Origin of the sequence: Guptibacillus hwajinpoensis (genome assembly GCF_001039475.1) — a bacterium.
Lineage (GTDB): Bacteria > Bacillota > Bacilli > Bacillales > Guptibacillaceae > Guptibacillus > Guptibacillus hwajinpoensis.
This window is the reverse complement of the sequence record NZ_LELK01000004.1, coordinates 576,655-595,356: the sequence shown is the minus strand read 5'-3', so window position 1 is coordinate 595,356 and position 18,702 is coordinate 576,655. Positions and strand designations below refer to the sequence as shown.

The 18,702-nt window shown below is 41.0% G+C and carries 16 protein-coding genes and 1 riboswitch; of the genes, 4 read left to right on the top strand and 12 right to left on the bottom strand.

Annotated elements, in window-relative coordinates:
- Nucleotides 1–14: 14 nt before the first annotated feature.
- From AB986_RS13250 to AB986_RS13235, 4 genes are all read right to left on the bottom strand, one after another.
- Nucleotides 15–2,168: a bifunctional glycosyltransferase/CDP-glycerol:glycerophosphate glycerophosphotransferase gene (locus AB986_RS13250; RefSeq protein WP_048311593.1), complete on the bottom strand. Its 2,154-nt coding sequence runs from the start codon at nucleotides 2,166–2,168 to the stop codon at nucleotides 15–17.
- A gap of 45 nt (nucleotides 2,169–2,213) precedes the next feature.
- Nucleotides 2,214–2,609: a glycerol-3-phosphate cytidylyltransferase gene (gene tagD, locus AB986_RS13245; protein ID WP_048311592.1), complete on the bottom strand. Its 396-nt coding sequence runs from the start codon at nucleotides 2,607–2,609 to the stop codon at nucleotides 2,214–2,216.
- 133 nt (nucleotides 2,610–2,742) lie between these two features.
- Nucleotides 2,743–3,516: a CDP-alcohol phosphatidyltransferase family protein gene (locus AB986_RS13240; protein ID WP_048311591.1), complete on the bottom strand. Its 774-nt coding sequence runs from the start codon at nucleotides 3,514–3,516 to the stop codon at nucleotides 2,743–2,745.
- Nucleotides 3,476–4,531: a glycosyltransferase family 2 protein gene (locus AB986_RS13235; RefSeq protein ID WP_048311590.1), complete on the bottom strand. Its 1,056-nt coding sequence runs from the start codon at nucleotides 4,529–4,531 to the stop codon at nucleotides 3,476–3,478. The genes AB986_RS13240 and AB986_RS13235 overlap by 41 nt, the downstream gene beginning before the upstream one ends.
- Nucleotides 4,532–5,502: 971 nt before the next feature.
- On the opposite strand from AB986_RS13235, the gene galU reads away from it, so the two are divergent.
- Nucleotides 5,503–6,393, top strand: coding sequence for a UTP--glucose-1-phosphate uridylyltransferase GalU (gene galU / locus AB986_RS13230; RefSeq protein WP_048311589.1), 891 nt, complete (start codon nucleotides 5,503–5,505; stop codon nucleotides 6,391–6,393).
- A 45-nt stretch (nucleotides 6,394–6,438) separates the two neighbouring features.
- Here galU and AB986_RS13225 read toward each other — a convergent pair whose 3' ends face one another.
- On the bottom strand, nucleotides 6,439–6,804 hold the full coding sequence (locus AB986_RS13225; protein WP_048311588.1) for a DUF4870 domain-containing protein: 366 nt from the start codon (nucleotides 6,802–6,804) through the stop codon (nucleotides 6,439–6,441).
- A gap of 140 nt (nucleotides 6,805–6,944) precedes the next feature.
- Here AB986_RS13225 and AB986_RS13220 point away from each other — a divergent pair, with 140 nt between their 5' ends.
- The gene (locus AB986_RS13220) at nucleotides 6,945–8,849 is read left to right on the top strand and encodes a LuxR C-terminal-related transcriptional regulator (protein WP_048311587.1); all 1,905 of its coding nucleotides are present in this window, start codon (nucleotides 6,945–6,947) and stop codon (nucleotides 8,847–8,849) included.
- A 32-nt stretch (nucleotides 8,850–8,881) separates the two neighbouring features.
- The gene (locus tag AB986_RS13215; RefSeq protein WP_048311586.1) at nucleotides 8,882–9,460 is read left to right on the top strand and encodes a histidine phosphatase family protein; all 579 of its coding nucleotides are present in this window, start codon (nucleotides 8,882–8,884) and stop codon (nucleotides 9,458–9,460) included.
- Nucleotides 9,461–9,535: 75 nt separating this feature from the next.
- Here the strand turns inward: AB986_RS13215 and AB986_RS21235 are convergent, their stop codons facing one another.
- From AB986_RS21235 to AB986_RS13180, 7 genes are all read right to left on the bottom strand, one after another.
- On the bottom strand, nucleotides 9,536–10,036 hold the full coding sequence (locus AB986_RS21235) for a DUF6843 domain-containing protein (RefSeq protein WP_053216181.1): 501 nt from the start codon (nucleotides 10,034–10,036) through the stop codon (nucleotides 9,536–9,538).
- Between the two features lie 511 nt (nucleotides 10,037–10,547).
- Nucleotides 10,548–11,942 carry an L-cystine transporter gene (locus AB986_RS13205; protein ID WP_048311585.1) on the bottom strand — a complete coding sequence of 465 codons (1,395 nt, stop codon included), beginning with the start codon at nucleotides 11,940–11,942 and terminating at the stop codon, nucleotides 10,548–10,550.
- A gap of 161 nt (nucleotides 11,943–12,103) precedes the next feature.
- Nucleotides 12,104–13,201 (bottom strand): iron-containing alcohol dehydrogenase family protein, encoded by a 1,098-nt coding sequence (locus AB986_RS13200; protein ID WP_048311584.1) that lies wholly within the window; start codon nucleotides 13,199–13,201, stop codon nucleotides 12,104–12,106.
- An 18-nt stretch (nucleotides 13,202–13,219) separates the two neighbouring features.
- On the bottom strand, nucleotides 13,220–13,894 hold the full coding sequence (locus AB986_RS13195; protein ID WP_048311583.1) for a methionine ABC transporter permease: 675 nt from the start codon (nucleotides 13,892–13,894) through the stop codon (nucleotides 13,220–13,222).
- Entirely contained in the window at nucleotides 13,884–14,918 is a 1,035-nt protein-coding gene (locus AB986_RS13190; RefSeq protein WP_048311582.1) for a methionine ABC transporter ATP-binding protein, read from the bottom strand. Before AB986_RS13190 ends, AB986_RS13195 begins: the two co-directional genes overlap by 11 nt.
- 21 nt (nucleotides 14,919–14,939) lie before the next feature.
- Nucleotides 14,940–15,746, bottom strand: a complete 807-nt coding sequence (locus tag AB986_RS13185; protein ID WP_048311581.1) for a MetQ/NlpA family ABC transporter substrate-binding protein — start codon at nucleotides 15,744–15,746, stop codon at nucleotides 14,940–14,942.
- Between the two features lie 168 nt (nucleotides 15,747–15,914).
- A riboswitch (SAM riboswitch) is annotated at nucleotides 15,915–16,023 on the bottom strand.
- Between the two features lie 103 nt (nucleotides 16,024–16,126).
- A complete protein-coding gene (locus AB986_RS13180; protein WP_053216180.1) occupies nucleotides 16,127–18,127 on the bottom strand; it encodes a S9 family peptidase in 2,001 nt (666 codons plus the stop codon).
- A 370-nt stretch (nucleotides 18,128–18,497) separates the two neighbouring features.
- On the opposite strand from AB986_RS13180, the gene AB986_RS22095 reads away from it, so the two are divergent.
- Entirely contained in the window at nucleotides 18,498–18,644 is a 147-nt protein-coding gene (locus AB986_RS22095) for a BH0509 family protein (RefSeq protein WP_161797376.1), read from the top strand.
- The last annotated feature ends 58 nt before the right edge of the window (nucleotides 18,645–18,702 follow it).

Here is an 18,702-nt window from a genome sequence, read left to right as displayed (position 1 = left end):
CGTATTCATTAAAGTTAAGCCTTTTCTGGCTCAAACACTCTATTAATAACTTTCTGTGCAGCATGTCCATCATCAAGATGGCAATACTTATCATAAAAAGCATTGAATTTGCTTTCATAGTCGTTCTCAATTCGTCCGATGTTCTCAATCGCATCGAGAACAGCATCAGACGTTTGCAGTAATGGACCAGGGGCTTCATTCTCGAAGTCCATATAAAATCCGCGAAGTGAATCACGATACTTCGCAATATCATATGTGAAAAAGAGAATCGGACGGCGCAAGTTTGCGAAATCAAAGAACACAGATGAATAGTCCGTAATTAACACATCTGATAGTAAATAGAGCTCTGCAATATCTCCATAATCAGATAAGTTATAAACGAAGTCGTCCATACCCGTTGTATCAATATGATCAGCAATTAAATAGTGCATCCGTAAGCCAATAACGTACTCATCACCAAGTCGTTCCTGCATTTTCATGAGATCAAGCTTAATTTCAAACTTGTACTTCCCTTTTCCATGAAACTCGTCATCACGCCATGTTGGCGCATATAAAATGACTTTCTTATCTAACGGAATCCCAATACTAGCTTTGATTTCCTGTTGACGACGAGCTTTCTCCTCATCATCAAGATAAAGAATATCATTCCTTGGATAACCTACATCTAGCATTTCATTCCCGAACTTGAAAGCTCTTCTGAAGATGTTCGTTGAATAATCGTTCGGAGAAACAAGGTAATCCCATTTCTGCGACTCTTTATAGAAATTCCGCTTATATTTCTCTGTTGTTGTACCAGGCATGCGCACTTCTTTCATATCAGCAGCAAGCTTCTTCAATGGAGTACCATGCCACGTTTGCAGATAAACCGTTTCTGGTCGTTTAATTGCAAAGTTAGGCATTCTTGCATTCGATACCCAGTATTTTGCTGTAGCTAAGTGATAATAATACGCTGGACTTAAGCGCCGCACTTGTTTCGGATTACCTGGTATGTCTTTCTTCTTTTTATCATAAACCCACAAGTAGTTATACTTGTGATCACTCTTTACTAACTCTTCGTAAATATAGCGAGGACTATCTGAATAGCCTTTACCGCCAAAGCTTTCAAGAAGAACTTTTCGCTTTTTAATGGGCATTTTAACAAGAAAAGATCGATAAACCTGACGCATAAGAAGATGCTTCTTCCTAAATGCTCTGCGCCACTCACGTAAGCTTCTTCTGAACTCCATTGATTTTAGAACAGCTTCCTTATTCCCCTTTTGAATCAAGCGATGCTCTCTTCTTTCAATGATATTCCGTCGCTTTATTCTTCCAGGTGCAACAAGTGAAAGACTATTTTTCAATGAAGTGAAGTGATCGAATAACACGTCTGGTTCCTTCGCTGCTTTATTCGTAATACTTCTTGAATAGTAATTCAATAGAAGAAGATCAAGGTAACGACTAATGCTTTTCTTGTCTCCATACGATAACTTCATTTTGTGATAAATGTAGAATAAATCCGGTAGCTTCTCTTCTACAGCATGAAGCATGAGGGTAGGATGATCGATTGGATCATAACACTCCCCTTTTAGATAAGTTGGAAGTCCCGTTATCATTGGAATGCTCTCAGTGTTCACAATGGCAGGAATTGAAAACGAAAGATCTGTGTAGAACGTTGCTTGCTCATCAAATTGAAGGTCATGCTCCTCTACATAGTCTTTACGAATTAGAAAGTTAACCGAACTTCTTCTGCGAAGTGCTTTTACCTTCTTTCCGCCACGTAACTCACGTAGATTATATGAATCTTCTCCAATGTCGAGTGAAATTTCAACCTTTCCACCTTTGAAAATGGAACCACCAATTAGTGGGGAATCTCCAATGTTCTGAATAAAGAGCTCTAGGGTATATGGTGCAAGGTAATCGTCACCGTCCACAAAATAGATATAGTCTCCTGAGGCATACCCAATCCCAATATTACGAGCTTTCGCTACGCCAACATTTGTTTCGAGATGATGAATTTTCAGCCTCGGATCGGTGTACCCCTGAATGATCGCTCTACTTTCATCAGTTGAGGCGTCATCAATCAGGATGATTTCAAAATCCCTGTACGTTTGGTTGAGCAGTGACGCTAAACAGTTCTCAATATAATCTTCTTTATTATAAACGGTTAGAATTACGCTGATTTGTCCCATAAAAATTCCTAGCACCCCAAATAATTATTATCTACTGCTCGACCGTTATCCGTTAGATACAAGCAGTTCTTCTTTTATTTTTGTTGTTGAAATTCCTGCAGTTCTCGGTAGATAAACAACTTCACAATGATCCTTTAGGAAATCAAATTTACCTTCCCAGTCGTCACCCATTACAAAGATATCTACCTCATGGTTCTTAACGTCATCCACTTTTTGTTCCCAATGTTCTTCAGGGATAACTTCATCAACATAGCGAATGGCTTCTAGAATCATTTTGCGATTTTCATAGCTATGATACGCTTTTTTATTCTTGATTTTATTGAACTCATCAGTAGAGATGGCTACAACTAAATAGTCGCCCAAATCCTTTGCTCTTTTTAATAAATTAATATGTCCCCAATGCAATAAATCAAACGTACCGTAAGTCAAAACCTTCTTCATTTCGACCCCTCCAGTTATTTTTTTTCATTTCTTCACGAGACACGAATTAACAAACAATTTACAATCTTTATTAAGACTTAACATCACAGTCGATGTTATTGATTTATACTAAAAGTGTAGAAAATTAGATGTACTAGCTTCTATCAAATGAACGCGATGTAATAAATACGCGAAGGCCTGTCTTAATAACAAGCATCGCTAGGAAAAACAGCACATAGTAAAGCATTAAATCAAAACTTGTTACCTGCTCAATGAAAGCAATAATGACAATAACAACGAAGAAACCTGGTAAACCAAGTAGAACAGCAACAACATCGAAAAAGAACGAACCATCTCGAATCGAGTTAACAGGATCTTGAGTAGTTGATTGCGACATTGTTAAGTTCGTTAACTGATACGCAATAGGTACAAGCAGCGCCATTATTATCGCTACAAAGGTCACGTAAACAAGTGTGATTTCGAGTGTTGTAACATCAAGCAAACCACTCTTCCTTAGTACCGTTAAAACCATCGATAGAAAGACCGGAAGTGCTGCAGCTTGTATGATAATGTCGATATAGTAGCCTTTAGATGACGTTTGTTTCGTTATTCTTGCAAGCTCTCCATCAACACAGTCGAATAAATATCCTATATTATAGAATAACGCAGCGAACACAATTGAGATCGGCGTCGCCATAACAAGTGATAAGCCAGATAGCAATATGAAGAATGCGCTCATCCAACTGACTGTATTTGGTTTTAAGCGTAGCTTACAAAATAGTAGTGTAATATAAATCGAGATTCTTCTTAATACGTACCATGACCACAAATCTTCTTTGTAGCTTAGTGATTGAGACTGCTTTCGATAAGAAAGAATGGTCTCATTATCAAGAAACGTGGTCGGTAGTAATTCTTGCCCATTTTTCATGCCCGGTTTTCACCTTCCAGTATTGTTTGCTAAAGTATCCGCCCACAAGTCCAAGTCCTCTAGTAAAGTGAAGCAGGAAAAACTGCATCACGGTTGGAACATAGGCACGGAAACCATGTTTCTCAATGACCCCGAGTGAAGACACTCCGATCATCATTAGATAGACAGCTGAAAGGGTAAGCAAACTAATCAGAAACGCATCGTTAAACAACGCTCCCACTCCAAGAGCTGTGCCAGTCATGAACGCCATCAGCGGCGCGAGCTGTCGAAACCTCATCACACCACGAGTACCACTTGAAGCAATAATACCCCATTTACCATCAGCATAAGATTTTTGAACAAATGCTTTCAGGCTATCTCTCGCAAAGTAGGTAGAAGCAATATCACTTGATAAGTAAAATTGTCCTCCATCATTTCTAACCCTTGCATGAAACTCTATATCTTCACTTCTTCTTAAATTTTCGTTAAACAAGCCGACTTTTTGGAACACCTCACGTTTATACGCACCATATGGCACTGTATCAACTTGTCCTTCCCACTTACTCGAGCTTGATGTAATACGAAACATTGAATTTCCAACGCCCATTGGATGCGAATAAACATACGCATTAATGGTGCCCCAGAAACCTTTTCCTTCTGTACGAATAACGCCGCCAACACAGTCCATATCAGGCTTGCGCTGAATCAAATCATAGTAACTCATTAGGAAATTAGTTGGAATCATTGTATGGCCATCGACTCTCAAGATATACTGGCCTTTTGCATTATTAATAGCTAGATTCCATCCTGTTGGCAGAGTTTCTTTTGGATTATCAAACAATCGTATTTTTCCCGGGTTCTTCTGGCTGACATCTTCTACAATATCCTTCGTTCGATCAGATGACATTCCATCAACGACTAGAATTTCATATGAATCTTGAGGAAACTCCTGTTGCAGGACACCGTCGAGCAACTTACGAATATACCTCTCTTCATTCTTCACGACGAGAAGCACGGAAAAGAACAATTCTTTCATTTCTTTTCATCCCTTCACAACTTCGCCTTATCTCTCTATCTTTCTATGAGACTATTTCAGATAAACCTTTTCAATCTAATATTTAAGTATACATGAAAGCAACACAATAATCATTGTAAAATTTAGGAGAAACGAGATTTTCACTGTCAAATCTGTGAACTTTCTTGAAGAAATAAGACGAATTATTTGACTCTAACACTTTTCGTATTCAATCTCGATTTATGATCTTAAAGTGATCGTAATAGAAATTTATCCTTTAAGAGCACATTAGTACAGAACGACTTACATCTAACATTACCATTACCCCATTTGGATAACTGAAAAACACAAAACGTCAGCTGCTCGCTATATAGTTAGAATAATCAGTTAATTATAAATGTAATTACGTACCCTCTTTAATAACTTAGTACACCCTAACTACGATTCTATAGGAGTATTTTCTACAAATTGATTTTATAAGGTTCTTTAGAGGGTATTTGTTGCTTTTGAAGCCATTATTGAATAAAACACCACACTTCGCTAATTGAAGCGGAAGGATGCTCGACTCCTGCGGGACTATCGGGACAGGTGAGACCCGGCAGGAGCGTTAGCGACGAGGAGGCTCAAGTGTCCCGCCCCGCGGAAAGCGGGTAGGAGCGAAAATTCACCCCACTATAGAACCAATGTCTACGAGCTGAGAAGAGGATAGTATTCCTCCTACTACATGCACAGATTGTGTAAAATTTGTAACACCGAATTTAATTATCTTTAATAATAACATTGGTAGATAAAGAAGGAAACCTACACTCCCTGTCGAAAATTCTGTTAGCGGACGTTATTTTAGCTACTAGTAAGGCCTTCATTTTATATGGCAAAAGACACTGTACGTATTGGCTCAATCTTGAAGAAGCAGGAAAAAAGTCTTGAAATATGTTAATATTAGTAAGCACTTATTAGGATTTCAAATTAGTTAGTTACTGGGAGGATTCAACATGAGAGTTAGGAAGGCGATCATACCAGCTGCTGGTCTGGGAACAAGGTTCTTACCAGCAACTAAAGCACAACCAAAAGAAATGCTACCAATCGTGGACAAGCCAACGATTCAATATATTGTAGAAGAAGCTGTGGCAGCTGGAATTGAAGATATTATCATTGTCAGCGGACGTGGTAAACGCGCCATTGAAGATCACTTTGATAAATCGTATGAACTTGAAGAAACGCTAATTAAAAAGCAAAAGAACGACATGTTAAAAGAAGTTCAGCAAATTTCTAACCTTGCGAACATCCACTACATTCGCCAAAAAGAGCCAAAAGGACTTGGCCATGCGATTAATTGTGCAAGCCGTTTTATTGGTAATGAGCCTTTCGCTGTTCTTCTTGGAGATGATATCGTCAAATCTGATCAGCCTTGTATCGGCCAACTAATGGATAGCTACAATCGCTATCGCACTTCAATTGTAGGCGTTCAACAAGTTGCAGATGATGCTGTTTCTAAGTACGGTATTATTGCACCAAAAGGTGAGCAAATCGATAATGGCATTATTCCGATTAAATCACTTGTTGAGAAACCATCTCTTGAAGAGGCACCTTCTAACTACGCCATTCTAGGACGTTACATTTTAACACCAGAAATCTTCTCAATTCTTGAAGATCTCCCTAAAGGAGCTGGTGGCGAAGTTCAATTAACGGATGCGATCAAAGTGCTGAATGAACAGCAAGCTGTATTCGCACATGAGTTTGAAGGACAGCGTTATGACGTTGGCGATAAATTCGGCTTCATTAAAGCAACAGTCGACTTCGCTCTTAACCGTACAGACCTCCAAAAAGAAGTTATGAATTATCTAAAACAAGTTGTTGACCATGAATTGACAACAAAAAAATGAACAAAAACCGCATGTCCTCTTACCTGAGGACATGCGGTTTTTCTTTTACTTTATTTTCTCGAGCTGTTTTTCTGAAAAATCACCAATCCATGGAATTTTATACAAATGACCCTGGTACGCTTTTACCATTAATACGATCCAGATAATCATGCTTAGTGGGGGCAAGAGGAAAGACGAAGCTATAACTCCAATAACAGGAATAACATTTAGAACAAGACTGACAACGAAAAGTGATCCGAACACGATGCTTGATTGCATAGCGTGAAATCGCACAAATTTGTTTTCCTTTTCAATAATAAGAAAAAGAATACCCGTAATGAATCCAAGCGTGTAGGTCAACAGTCCTGCGATGTTTTCTTCCATCCCGTTTGACGTCTTGCGAGGAGTTTGACTCTGTTTCCCAGCTTCCATTTACTTCTCCCCCTTTACTCTTTAAATTCAGAATATTCATTAATTTATTCTATCAAAAGCAGGGATTCCATGGTAGTATACAAAAGTATACTACTTATACGTTTTTTTGTAATTTTATGCATCGGAGAGTGATAGGATATATGCTTCCAGAACCTTCAATAAATGATGAATCTCCCAAGTCTTTTCCATTTAATCTAACGAGAGAGAAAGAACTAGCTACTTTCTCTGAATTACTTGATCGCAACGGAAGTGGTATTCTATCCATATTTGGTCAACCGGGGACAGGAAAAAGTGAATTAATGATACATTATCAGCGAGAAGCAACTAGAAAAGAAGCCGCCTTCTATCTTGTGAATGCGCAGTACTCAAAAGCGGAACCAGCTGTTTTTCTTCAAGCACTACTTGAACAGATGGGTGCCTCTAACCCCTATGTCTCAACACTTGAAGCCATTACGATGCACATTCAAAATCTTGAACAACAGGGGAAAAAATTTGTTATTGCGATCGATTCATATGAGCGTTTTGAAGCGCTTGATGAGTGGTTCAGGCAGTCGTTTCTTCCTTCACTACCTTCGACAACCATCCTCATTTTTTGCGGTCGGAAGCCTTTGAATGATTCCTGGCGAGCGTCGATCTGGTACCCTTTTATACACTCCATTGAGTTGAATGGATTTAGTATTGGGCAATTTGACTTTGCCTTTCAAACACTAGCGCCTGAACTCATCAAAAAAGCATGGCAATTCTCAATAGGAAACCCCTACGCGCTCTCGCTTTGCGTTCAGAAGCTTAAAGAAACCAACGAATGGAACTCAACTGATGAAAAGTCTATTTACCGAACAGTTGTAAAGGAGTGGCTGAGTGAGTTAGAAGATGATCGACTCCTTCCGTATATTGAAGTAGCTTCAATCGGTCGTTACACTCAACAAGAAAAGATAGAAGTCATGCTTGATCATCCAATCTCCCGTCATGATTTCGAAGCGCTCGTTTCACTTTCTTTTTTCGAAGAGACAGAATACGGTTGGAAGCTGAATGCTCTTTTTCAAAGAGCAATGAGAGATGATCTGAAGCGAAGAAAACCTGCCTACTATCATAAGCTCTGGAAACGAGCACTGATGTATTGTCGAACATTCTTTGAACATGACAGGCTAATGGATTCTTCTGAAATTAGCGAGTTTTTCTATTTGCTAGGAGAACCAATGATGCAAGCGGCTCCGTACGATCCAGAATCCCTTTCCACGTACAGTCTATCTTCATCAAATCAGAACGATTGGGCACATATAGAACCTTACTTAACAGAAAGCTCTTTCTTGAAAGATAAGCCAGATCCCTTTTTGTCGAAAGAAATGATCGAAGCGATCGGTATTCAACACGTGAAGTTGCTCCGTAACCGCGATGGGGATGTAGCCGGAATGGCTTTCCTTATTCCGATTCAATCGTCAACGCTCCCAAATCTTAAAAGTAGCCCTGTTACACGAAGCTACTTCGAAGGACTCCCTTCTATAGAAGAGAAACGAATCATGGCTGCCACAAAACCATTCGGATGGGTCATTCGCTACCTTGGAGTAAAAGATAGCGAACGAAGCGAGGATCGAAAAGCGCTTCTCTATCACCTTCTCCCACTCGTTCTAACAGATGGAATCCTTGTAGCATCAACACCGCTTACTTTCTATCAATCGTTATTAGATCAATTTCGCTTCAAAGAAATTCCAGAAGCGAAGCACTTTGACTACGGCCCATCACGACCATCGAAAACATATGAACTAGACTTAAGGAATTCGCGCCTCCCGCTTTATCTTGAATCCTTTGCAAAAACAATTGGCGTTAATTTAACAGAAACGCCGCTAGATCATTTCAGCTTCACACCAAGGGAAAAAGAAGTCGTCGAGCTCGTCATCCAGGGTTACTCAAACGCAAATCTCGCAGAAGAACTCTCCCTGAGCGAAGTGACCATTAAAAAGCACCTGAGCCGGATCTATGAAAAAACGGGAGTAAAGAACCGAACCCAGCTAACGCGGGTAATCATTGGGGGTCAGGCGCGTACCTGACCCCCGCTACGTTAATGAGGTGAAGCGCTACAATGAACGAAACCGAAATTTATTTAGTTCGCCATGCTCATTCGACATATACATCTGATGAGTATGGAAGAGAACTTTCACAGAAAGGACGAGAGGATCAAGAACGACTGACTAACGTAATGAAAAATGTAACTATCGATGCAGTTCTCTCGAGTCCTTATATGCGTGCGGTTCAGACTGTACAAGGAATCGCAGATAACAATGACTTAGACATACAGCTTATTGAAGAATTTAAAGAAAGAATTCTCGCACAAGAGCCAGTGGACGATTTTAATAAGGCAATTGAGACTGTCTGGGGTGATGAAACCGTTCAACTTCCTGGAGGAGAATCAAATGAAATAGCTCGCCTAAGAGGGGTGCATGCTTTTAAAAAAGTGTTACAAACCTATCGAGGAAAAAGCGTTGTAATCGGCACACACGGTAACCTTATGGTATTGATGATGAGCTATTATGACAGTCAGTATGATGTATCTTTCTGGAGAGAGCTTGATATGCCCGACGTATACCAATTATCATTTGTTGGTGACACATTAAGAGCGGTTAATCGTATCTGGGATCGTGAAAAAAAAGAAGACGAATGAGCGGCTACGCTCATTCGTCTTCCTTTTTCTATGTTAAACAAACGTTTCATTAACTTTGAGTACGACACGATTCTATTACTCTAGAAGTCCTTCTTCTCTTACCTTTTCTTCCACGTTTGCCGCTACATTACGATTGGCTGTATTCTCAGGCCCTCTTCCATAGAACTCTTCACTACAATGAGATTGAGTTAAATAATAGGCACTATAAAGGAGTCGTCTGTCCGTGATCGTAATGCCACTGTTAGGAAAAAGATACGTACAGTTTTGTTCAATCTGGGTGCGCTTATCTTTTTGGTCCACGTAATAAAATTCATCAGTCACTGCTCCATATTCCATATCTTCCGTAGATGTTAAATAGAAACCGTCGTCATGATAAGGGATCAAGGTGTACCCCTTTTCCTTTTTTAATTTAGGAGCTCCCTCAACGTTATAAATGACAATTAACTGACCTTCAAATCCTTCAGGGACGAGATGAATCGTATCCGTCTTCTCATGCTGAACAGTAGGCTCTGACGCACATGAAGCAGTACCAACAACTACCAGTATCATCACAAGCAGCAGCCTCACCCATTTCATACACTTCTCCCCCAGTATTGTAGATGTCCCTTTCCTTTTCGACGATCATATCCCCTCTTCCTTCTTTGTGCGGAGTTCGCGGATTCACGTGGCGCTTAGTCGCAGGTCGCAGGTGCCTGTCACCACCCGCTTTTTGACGAAAGAAGTCGAAGTGAAAATAGTCTTAACTCATCTCCATCTTTGGACTGAGGTGAAAACCATTCCCGTGGCTGGTTTAGTTTGGAACACTTCAGCGTACACTAAAAGTAGCAACAGAAAGGGAAGGAGGAAACGACGACTATGGATAATCTTTATGTATTGGAACAAGAAATCATCAACCGCCGCTAATCAACTCATAAATAGAAGGAGAATACGCAATGACCCTAGCAAAATCCAAACACTACGATCACGATTAACCCCTGGATATCAATTATGATAACCAGGGGTTTTTTCTACTAAATCGTAATTAGTAAGTATATAGAAAAAGCCTGCTTCTGCTTCTAAAGCGAAACAGGCAGGCTATGTTTATTGTTTATACTGCTATGTCTTTTTCAACAGCGTGTGAATCGTTGAATTTATCATGATTCAACTTCCCAAGAATTCGAGAGGTAAGCGTACCTGATGTCATTGCACCGTTCACATTGAGTGCCGTACGTCCCATATCGATAAGAGGTTCGACTGAGATCAGAAGTCCAGCTAAGTAGACTGGTAAGTTCATAGAAGAAAGAACGATTAGTGCTGCGAACGTTGCTCCACCGCCAACTCCTGCCACACCGAATGAACTAATGCCAACGATGAGGACAAGCTGAATTAAGAAGCTAGGACTAAGCGGATCGATGCCCACAGTTGGGGCAATCATAACAGCTAGCATTGCAGGGTATATTCCAGCGCAACCATTTTGACCGATAGTTGCTCCAAATGAAGCAGACATGTTCGCTGTCCCTTCGTCAACACCCAGACTATTTTTCTGCGCAGAGATGTTTAACGGAATTGTTCCTGCACTTGAACGAGATGTGAAAGCAAATGTAAGAACAGGCAGAACTTTTTTCAAATAAGTTAATGGATTTAGACCACCAGTAGCAATCAATAGTAAATGAATGATAAACATAACAAGTAACGCTAAATAGGAAGCTAGAACGAACTTTCCTAACTCGAGAATACCACCTACGTTTGTTTGAGCGACAGTTGTAGCCATCAAGCCCATGATGCCAAACGGAGTTAAACGAAGTACTAGCGTAACAATACGCATTACAATCGCATAAACAGCATTCACGCCTTTTGTGAAAACAGCGGCTTGCTCTGGATTTTTTCTCCGTACACCAAGCGCAGCAATCCCAACGATCGCTGAGAAAATGACAACGGCAATCGTAGATGTGGGGCGAGCACCTGTCATGTCTTCAAATGGATTGGCAGGGATGAAAGCTAGAATCTTATCCGGTGTACTCATATCCTGAACACTACCAAGCGTTTCTTCAAGATAGCTTCCACGATCCTGCTCTGCCTGACCTGCTTCAATTTGCTCAGCGTTTAAATCGAAAACGAGAGAGCTTCCGACACCAACGATCGCTGCAACCATTGCTGTCGAAACAAGGATTCCAATGATCCAACCTGACATCTTCCCAAGCTCAGACGTCTTCTCAAGGTTCGTAATCGATTGAATGATTGAAACCATGACAAGTGGAATAACAATCATCATCAGTAAACGAACATATCCACTTCCGACAATGCTATACCAATCCGATGTTTGGCTTACAATGTCTGAACTAGCTCCGAATACGACTTGCAAATAAACACCAAGCGTAACACCAAACCCTAATCCAGCAAAAACACGCTTACTAAACGATACATGTTTCTGCTGCATCTTAATTAAAACACCAATAAGAACAAGTAAAATGGCAATATTCAAAATGACTAAAAATGTGTTCATTCTGTTTCCTCCTTTGTTATTCCGCTTCTAAATCTAAACAATATAATTCGCATGAGTTTAGTCGGCATTAATCTAAAATACTACCATATTGTGGTACTGTCAAGCAGGAAAGCGAATGGGAGTGCCTGTCACCACCCGCTTTTTGTCGAATGAACTTTCCTTTAACTCAGTGTAATCTTCAATGCTTCTAGTGCATGAATCGCTTCACTCACGTCTTTCTTTGTAACAACAGTAGACGTTGGAAAGTGAATTGACTCTCCTTCTCTCGTTGCGTAATCTGCGATGACCTCGCTTACTCTTTCTATCTCTGTTGGCTTTATTCCGATCGATTCTAAAGAGAGTGGCAAACCAACTTCTTTATAGAAGTCAAATAACCCCCTCACCTCTTCCCACTCACCTTCAAGCACGAGTTGTACAAGAATGCCATACGCTACTTTTTCACCATGTAGGAAAGTGTGCGCTTTCTGAACGTGAGTGAGTCCATTATGAATCGAGTGCGCGCCAGCAATTCGACCGTACTGATCACCGAGACCTCCAACCATTCCTCCTGATAAAAGATTCGTTTCAATCACGCGCACAAACGCATCGCTCAATTCACCATTCTGTTGATCGTGAACAGCTCTTTCACTATCCGTAACAAGCACATCTCGACAGCGTTTTGCCACTTCATACGCTAATTGAATCGGGACAGAAGGTGACGGTAAACCTTCAATTAAAGCTCTAGCTTCGTACCATTTGGCAAGCGTATCACCAATTCCAGCCCGCAGATATGAGACAGGTGAACGTAAAAGTATTTCAGGCTCTACAAGAACAAGATATGTACTTCTTGGAAAAATAGTATACGTAATAAATTCACCTTCATCTGTGTATTTCACACTAAGAGGCGTCGTCGCTGCACATGTGGAGGCAAGCGTTGGAACGAGACCAACGTCCTTAATGATTTTGTTTCCGACTGCTTTCGCAACATCTAGAACTTTGCCGCCTCCCACACCTAGAATGAAATCTGCACCGTGTGCGCTAGCTAATTCAGATTGCCTTGCAATTTCCGCATCGGAACATTCTCCATTATACGTCGAGTAAGCTGCTTGATAATCAGTCAGATCTGGAATGTACTCCTGAGCTGCCTTCCACGATCGTTCGCCTGAAATAACAAATACTCTCTTAAATTCTCCTTCACGAAGAAGACGAGGTAACTCTTTAAGGACGCCGACGCGACATTCATAATAACCAGGGGTTGCTCTAACTTGAATAGGTTCCATTGCTCTCTCCTCCTTCCATTAATCTTTTTTCAACCGAGCTGAGAGTACATTTCCGAACGATTGGAGCCCTTGAACAAGAACAATTAGGAGAAACACGGTAACGTACATCACATCAACTTCATACCGCAGATGACCATATCGATACGCAAGATCCCCAAGACCACCAGCGCCGACAAGACCTGCCATTGCCGTTGCTCCAATCAATCCAATGGTTGCAATCGTTAACCCTAGAACAATCGAAGACCGAGATTCTCTGACAAGAACATGCCAGATGATATGCCGTGTTTTCACCCCCATTGCTTCATAGGCTTCAACGACACCACGGTCCACTTCAAGAAGCGCTGACTCCATTAATCTCGCAATATAAGGCGCCGTAAAGACAACGAGTGGAACAATGACACCCTTCACTCCGATTGTTGTGCCGGCGATCATTTTCGTAAAAGGTAAAATGAAGAACAATAGAATAATAAATGGAATTGACCGGATAACGTTAATGACCGCATTTAATAGACGAAAGAAAAATTTATTCTCAAGCGCTTTTTCTGGTCGCGTTAAAACTAGAAGTACACCTAATGGAAGGCCAATTAATACCGAGATTAAGAGTGAAATTCCAACCATTTGAAATGTTTCAATGATCGCTTCCCATATATCTACTCCCCAGAGATCAATAAATTCCGAAATTCTAGCCGACATGTGCTTCCACCTCCTGAACATAGCCTTCTACGACAACACCATTTTCTTCTAAAAAGGCGACGGCCCGAGCAGTTTCTTCCGCTTCTCCATCCAAATGAACAACAAGCCTACCAAAAGGCTGATCTTTCAGCTGCGTAATATTCCCTGCTAAAATAGACGGATACACGTCGAATTTCTTACTAACAAGCGCAAGGGCAGGACTGCCGGAGCTTTCCCCTATAAATGAGAGATTCACAATCTGACCGCGTTCTTTCAAACGAGAGACAAGCGATTTTGGTAGCTCATCCTGGAATAACGACTGTACAAATCGTTTCGACGTCGTCGTCTCAGGCTTACTAAAAATATCAACGACTCTGCCTTGCTCAATGACTTTCCCATTTTCCATAACAGCCACTTCATGACAGATTTTCTGTACAACGTGCATTTCATGTGTAATAAGTAAAATTGTAATCCCAAAATCACGATTAATTTGTTCTAGTAGTGTCAAAATCGATTCTGTTGTATCTGGGTCAAGCGCGCTTGTTGCTTCATCACATAAAAGCACTTCAGGCTCATGTGCAAGAGCTCGCGCAATCGCAACCCGCTGCTTCTGTCCTCCTGAAAGTTCTGAAGGATATGCTTCATGCTTATCAGATAACCCGACAATCTCTAAATATTTATCCACTCGCGCTTCGATTTCTTTCTTCGGAACGCCAGTCAGCTTAAGGGGAATAGCGATATTTTGATAAACGGTACCTGTTTTCAATAGATTAAACGATTGAAAAATCATTCCAATTCGCTGCCTAGTTTTTTGAAGCTTACCCGTAGACAAAGAAGTGAGCTCAATGTCATTAATAAACACTTTTCCATCCGTCGGTCGCTCCAGCAGGTTCACCATTCGAACGAGCGTGCTTTTTCCTGCACCGCTATATCCAATGACGCCATAGATACTCCCTTTTTCAACCTGAATCGAAACGTCATCAACCGCCTTCGTTACCGTTCCGCCGCTCTTATACGTTTTCGTTATGTTCTCTAATCGAATCATTTCGCTCACTCTCCTTCCAACTTACCAGGATGCGACAACAGAGTCTTTGAAATCGTCCTGAATAAATTGCTTCACTTCATCTGATTGATAGTACTCCACTAGTTTCTGAATACGTTCGTTATCTTTGTTTTCCGTTTTTGTAGCAATTACGTTCACCCATGGAGAATTCTCTGGCTCGATCACAAGTGAGTCCTCTTTAGGGACACGTCCACTTTCCATCGCAAAGTTTGTATTAATAGCTGCAATCGCAAGCTCGCCAAGCTGTCTAGGAATCTGAGAAGCTTCTAATGGAACAAACTCAAGATTATAAGGGTTTTTCTCAATGTCTTTAATGGTTGCTTTCACGCCAACACCATCTTTCAACTCAATAATGCCAGCTTGCTCAAACAGCATAAGCGCTCTCGGTTCACCTGTTGAATGGTTTGGTAATCCGACTTTGTCACCTTCTTTTAATTCATCAAGACTTTCATATTGATCGGAATAGATACCCATTGGAAAATTAATTGTTGTAGCTACTTTCGAAAGCTCTAATCCTCGCTCTTGCACAAAATCATTTAAATACGGCTCATGTTGAAACACATTTGCATCAAGTTCTCCTTCGTCGAGTGCAGTGTTCGGCATTACGTAGTCATTAAACGCAATCACTTCAATTTCAAAGCCATCTTCAGCTGCCACTTCTTTCACTTTGTTCATTACATCTTCATGCGGGCCAGCCGTTACCCCTACCTTGAGTGGACCATCTTCCTGATCCCCAGAAGCCTCATTGCCTGAACAACCTGCCAAAATCACCAAAATAAGTGCACCTAATAAGTAGAACGATTTCTTCATCTCTCAATCTCCTCCCGAATCTTCTAATAATGTAAAGCGTTCTAGCGCTAAAATGTAAAAGCTTAAAAATCCCTTTCGCCTTGAAAATCCCCTCCCAATAAAAAAACTCCCTCTGTAAAGTACAGAGAGAGTTGTGTGTTTTCATCATAATCAGCAGCGCTGAACTCTCTCTTATCTTTCAAACGATTGCTCGTTTGCTGGAATTAGCACCTTTCTCACGATCTGAGATGGTTGCTGGGCGTCATAGGGCCAGTCCCTCTGCCACTCTTGATAAGAGTTTTCAATATTATTTAACTATTTTTAATAGTATAGTATCTTACACAACTGGCGTCAAGGGGCAGAAAGTGCCTGGCACCACCCGCTTTTTGTCGAAACGTGTATTATTCACTTTCTCCTAGATGGGTATCAAACCAACCTGCTAAATGCTTTAACCTCTCCACTCGTAGCTCTGGGAGCCCACTACGAGATAAGTTATGATCTGAATCTGGGAATCTCACAAACATGGTTTTCTTTCGACGATGTTTCAATGCCACATACAATTGCTCACCTTGTTCAATTGGACAACGGAGATCGTTTTCGCTATGAAGAATCAAAAGAGGCGTTTCAATCTGATCGACATATTTAAGAGGCGAATGATGCCATAACTTTTCAGGATTCTCATCCAAATCGCTTCCTACTTCCCACTTTGTGAAAAAGTAGCCAATGTCGCTAACGCCGTAAAAACTTTGCCAATTTGAAATGGAACGTTGTGTAACAGCCGCTTTGAACCGATCCGTCTTTCCAACAATCCAGTTCGTCATAAACCCACCGTAGCTTCCACCTGTCACCAAAAGTCGTTCTTCATCAATGAACGCATACGTCTTAAGCGCAGCATTAACGCCTGTCATTAAATCCTCATAATCGCCACCGCCATAATCACCGCGGCATCCATTTACGAACGCTTGCCCGTAGCCCTGACTTCCTCGTGGATTCGTATAAAGAACAGCATATCCTTTCGCAGCAAGAAGCTGAAATTCATGCATGAATGAATTTCCGTACATCATATGTGGACCTCCATGAATTTCAAGAACCAAAGGATACGTCTTATCTTCCTTAAATCCTACTGGTTTCATAAGCCAGCCCTGAATCTCCAAACCATCTTCGCCCTCATATGTAAACATTTCTGGTTTTGACAGTGGATAGGATTGAAGAACCTCCGCATTTGAAGTAGAAATACACTGCTCCTCCACCCGATCTCCACTAAATGAGAGCGTATAAATATCGCCAATATTCACAGGATCACTTATCGCAACAGCCGCTTCATTCACATGGGCCACATAATGAAAAGCGTAGTGGTGCCTGTCACCACCCGATATTTGTCGAATTGTGGAATCAACTCCAGCATAGTAAATGCCAGTGTTCCCTTGTTCACTTGCAAGGAAATAGACGCCACTCCCATCTTTGTTCCACATCGCACCAGGTGAAGCACCTCCCCAATGCATATCTGAAATTAACGCATCCGTACACTCAAGATCAACCGCTTCTGTTATGCATGCAAACTTCTTAGAAGCGAGATCAACGGTCCATACCTTATTTAGCGTTGCTCCTTCATGTTCAAAAAAGTGACCTATAAAAGAGAGGCTCCTTCCATCTGGTGACCATCTTGGTGCAACAAAGCTTCCTCCCTTTTTGTTTAACTGCTCAGGCTCTCCCTCATCCTTTAAGTGCTGGATGAACAAGTCTGTTCGCATATAAGAGCCTTGCTCTTCATAGCGACTTCTTACATAAACAATCGCTGATCCATCTGGAGACCAACTAGGATTCGAATGGTTAAAAGGAGCATCCGTTAACGCTTCAACTTGCTCAGAATCTACCGTTACAGGAACGAGCATAACCTGTGTATGCTTACCATCAAGAAACCCTTTGCCATCTGCTTTGTAATGCAAATCATTTACTACAAGCGGTTTCCTAGCATCCTCTTCCTTTTCTACCCCGTCTTTACTCAACACAAGGAGAGCAGATCCATCCGGTTTCCATATAGGATCTACCGCTCCATTAGTCAGCTCTGTTAGCTGACGAGCTTCACCGCCCACAGTTGATATTAACCAGATTTGATTCTTTCCTGATCGATCAGAAACAAAAGCAAGCGTCTTTCCATCCGGTGACCAGCGTGGGGATTGATCTTTATACTTCCCAGCCCCTGACGTAAAATCATGCTGAATTCCTGTTGCGCGATTCACAAGCACAAGGTTAGAAGCGTATTCTTTTTCCTCATTGATGACTCTCTTAACATACACAACGTAGGATCCATCTGGTGACAACTGCGGATCTCCAACAAATGTGAAATCGTACAGCCATTCTTCTTTCATCATCGCTTGCTCCATACTCATTTCTACTTCCATCGCTTACACTTCCTTTCATTAGTTCTACTTCCATTAAGTGGGTAAAATTCCTGCAATGGAAAATCGTTTAGTAGCCTATTGGCATGTAGCGAATCATTTAGCGACAATCATTTTTCACCATATATAAAAGGAAGTTATTCCCTTTTATGCAAAATTTTCAATAAAAAAAAGAAAAATAAGAATACACGTTCGCGTTTCGCTCCTTTTTCTCTGAACCTACGCTCACTTTCATAGCAATTTCACATCGTTTTTATGCAATACATCTCAAAATGGTATTTGAATCATCTCATTGTGAGATGTATAATGAAATTAATAAATGAAAGCGGTTACCGAGCTTGTCCTACCGCTTAAAATACAGGGAGGATTTACAATGAGCCAGCAAGCACGAAACCAATTTGTTGAAATTTTGTGCGACAAAACGACGATGAACAGGGACGATGTTCTAAGGATGTCTGATGCTGAAGTAGAATATTTTCACTGGCTCTACTTTGATGAATCACCAGCGGACTTAATGTAATCTAATTAAACATTCACACCCCCTGCAGGATCTCGCCTGCAGGGGGTGTTTTGGTATG

Coding starts and splice junctions, on each gene's coding strand:
- AB986_RS13250 (WP_048311593.1), bottom strand. CDS start 2,168: ATGGGACAAATCAGCGTAATTCTAACCGTTTATAATAAAGAAGATTAT.
- tagD (WP_048311592.1), bottom strand. CDS start 2,609: ATGAAGAAGGTTTTGACTTACGGTACGTTTGATTTATTGCATTGGGGA.
- AB986_RS13240 (WP_048311591.1), bottom strand. CDS start 3,516: ATGAAAAATGGGCAAGAATTACTACCGACCACGTTTCTTGATAATGAG.
- AB986_RS13235 (WP_048311590.1), bottom strand. CDS start 4,531: ATGAAAGAATTGTTCTTTTCCGTGCTTCTCGTCGTGAAGAATGAAGAG.
- galU (WP_048311589.1), top strand. CDS start 5,503: ATGAGAGTTAGGAAGGCGATCATACCAGCTGCTGGTCTGGGAACAAGG.
- AB986_RS13225 (WP_048311588.1), bottom strand. CDS start 6,804: ATGGAAGCTGGGAAACAGAGTCAAACTCCTCGCAAGACGTCAAACGGG.
- AB986_RS13220 (WP_048311587.1), top strand. CDS start 6,945: ATGCTTCCAGAACCTTCAATAAATGATGAATCTCCCAAGTCTTTTCCA.
- AB986_RS13215 (WP_048311586.1), top strand. CDS start 8,882: ATGAACGAAACCGAAATTTATTTAGTTCGCCATGCTCATTCGACATAT.
- AB986_RS21235 (WP_053216181.1), bottom strand. CDS start 10,036: ATGAAATGGGTGAGGCTGCTGCTTGTGATGATACTGGTAGTTGTTGGT.
- AB986_RS13205 (WP_048311585.1), bottom strand. CDS start 11,942: ATGAACACATTTTTAGTCATTTTGAATATTGCCATTTTACTTGTTCTT.
- AB986_RS13200 (WP_048311584.1), bottom strand. CDS start 13,201: ATGGAACCTATTCAAGTTAGAGCAACCCCTGGTTATTATGAATGTCGC.
- AB986_RS13195 (WP_048311583.1), bottom strand. CDS start 13,894: ATGTCGGCTAGAATTTCGGAATTTATTGATCTCTGGGGAGTAGATATA.
- AB986_RS13190 (WP_048311582.1), bottom strand. CDS start 14,918: ATGATTCGATTAGAGAACATAACGAAAACGTATAAGAGCGGCGGAACG.
- AB986_RS13185 (WP_048311581.1), bottom strand. CDS start 15,746: ATGAAGAAATCGTTCTACTTATTAGGTGCACTTATTTTGGTGATTTTG.
- AB986_RS13180 (WP_053216180.1), bottom strand. CDS start 18,127: ATGGAAGTAGAAATGAGTATGGAGCAAGCGATGATGAAAGAAGAATGG.
- AB986_RS22095 (WP_161797376.1), top strand. CDS start 18,498: ATGAGCCAGCAAGCACGAAACCAATTTGTTGAAATTTTGTGCGACAAA.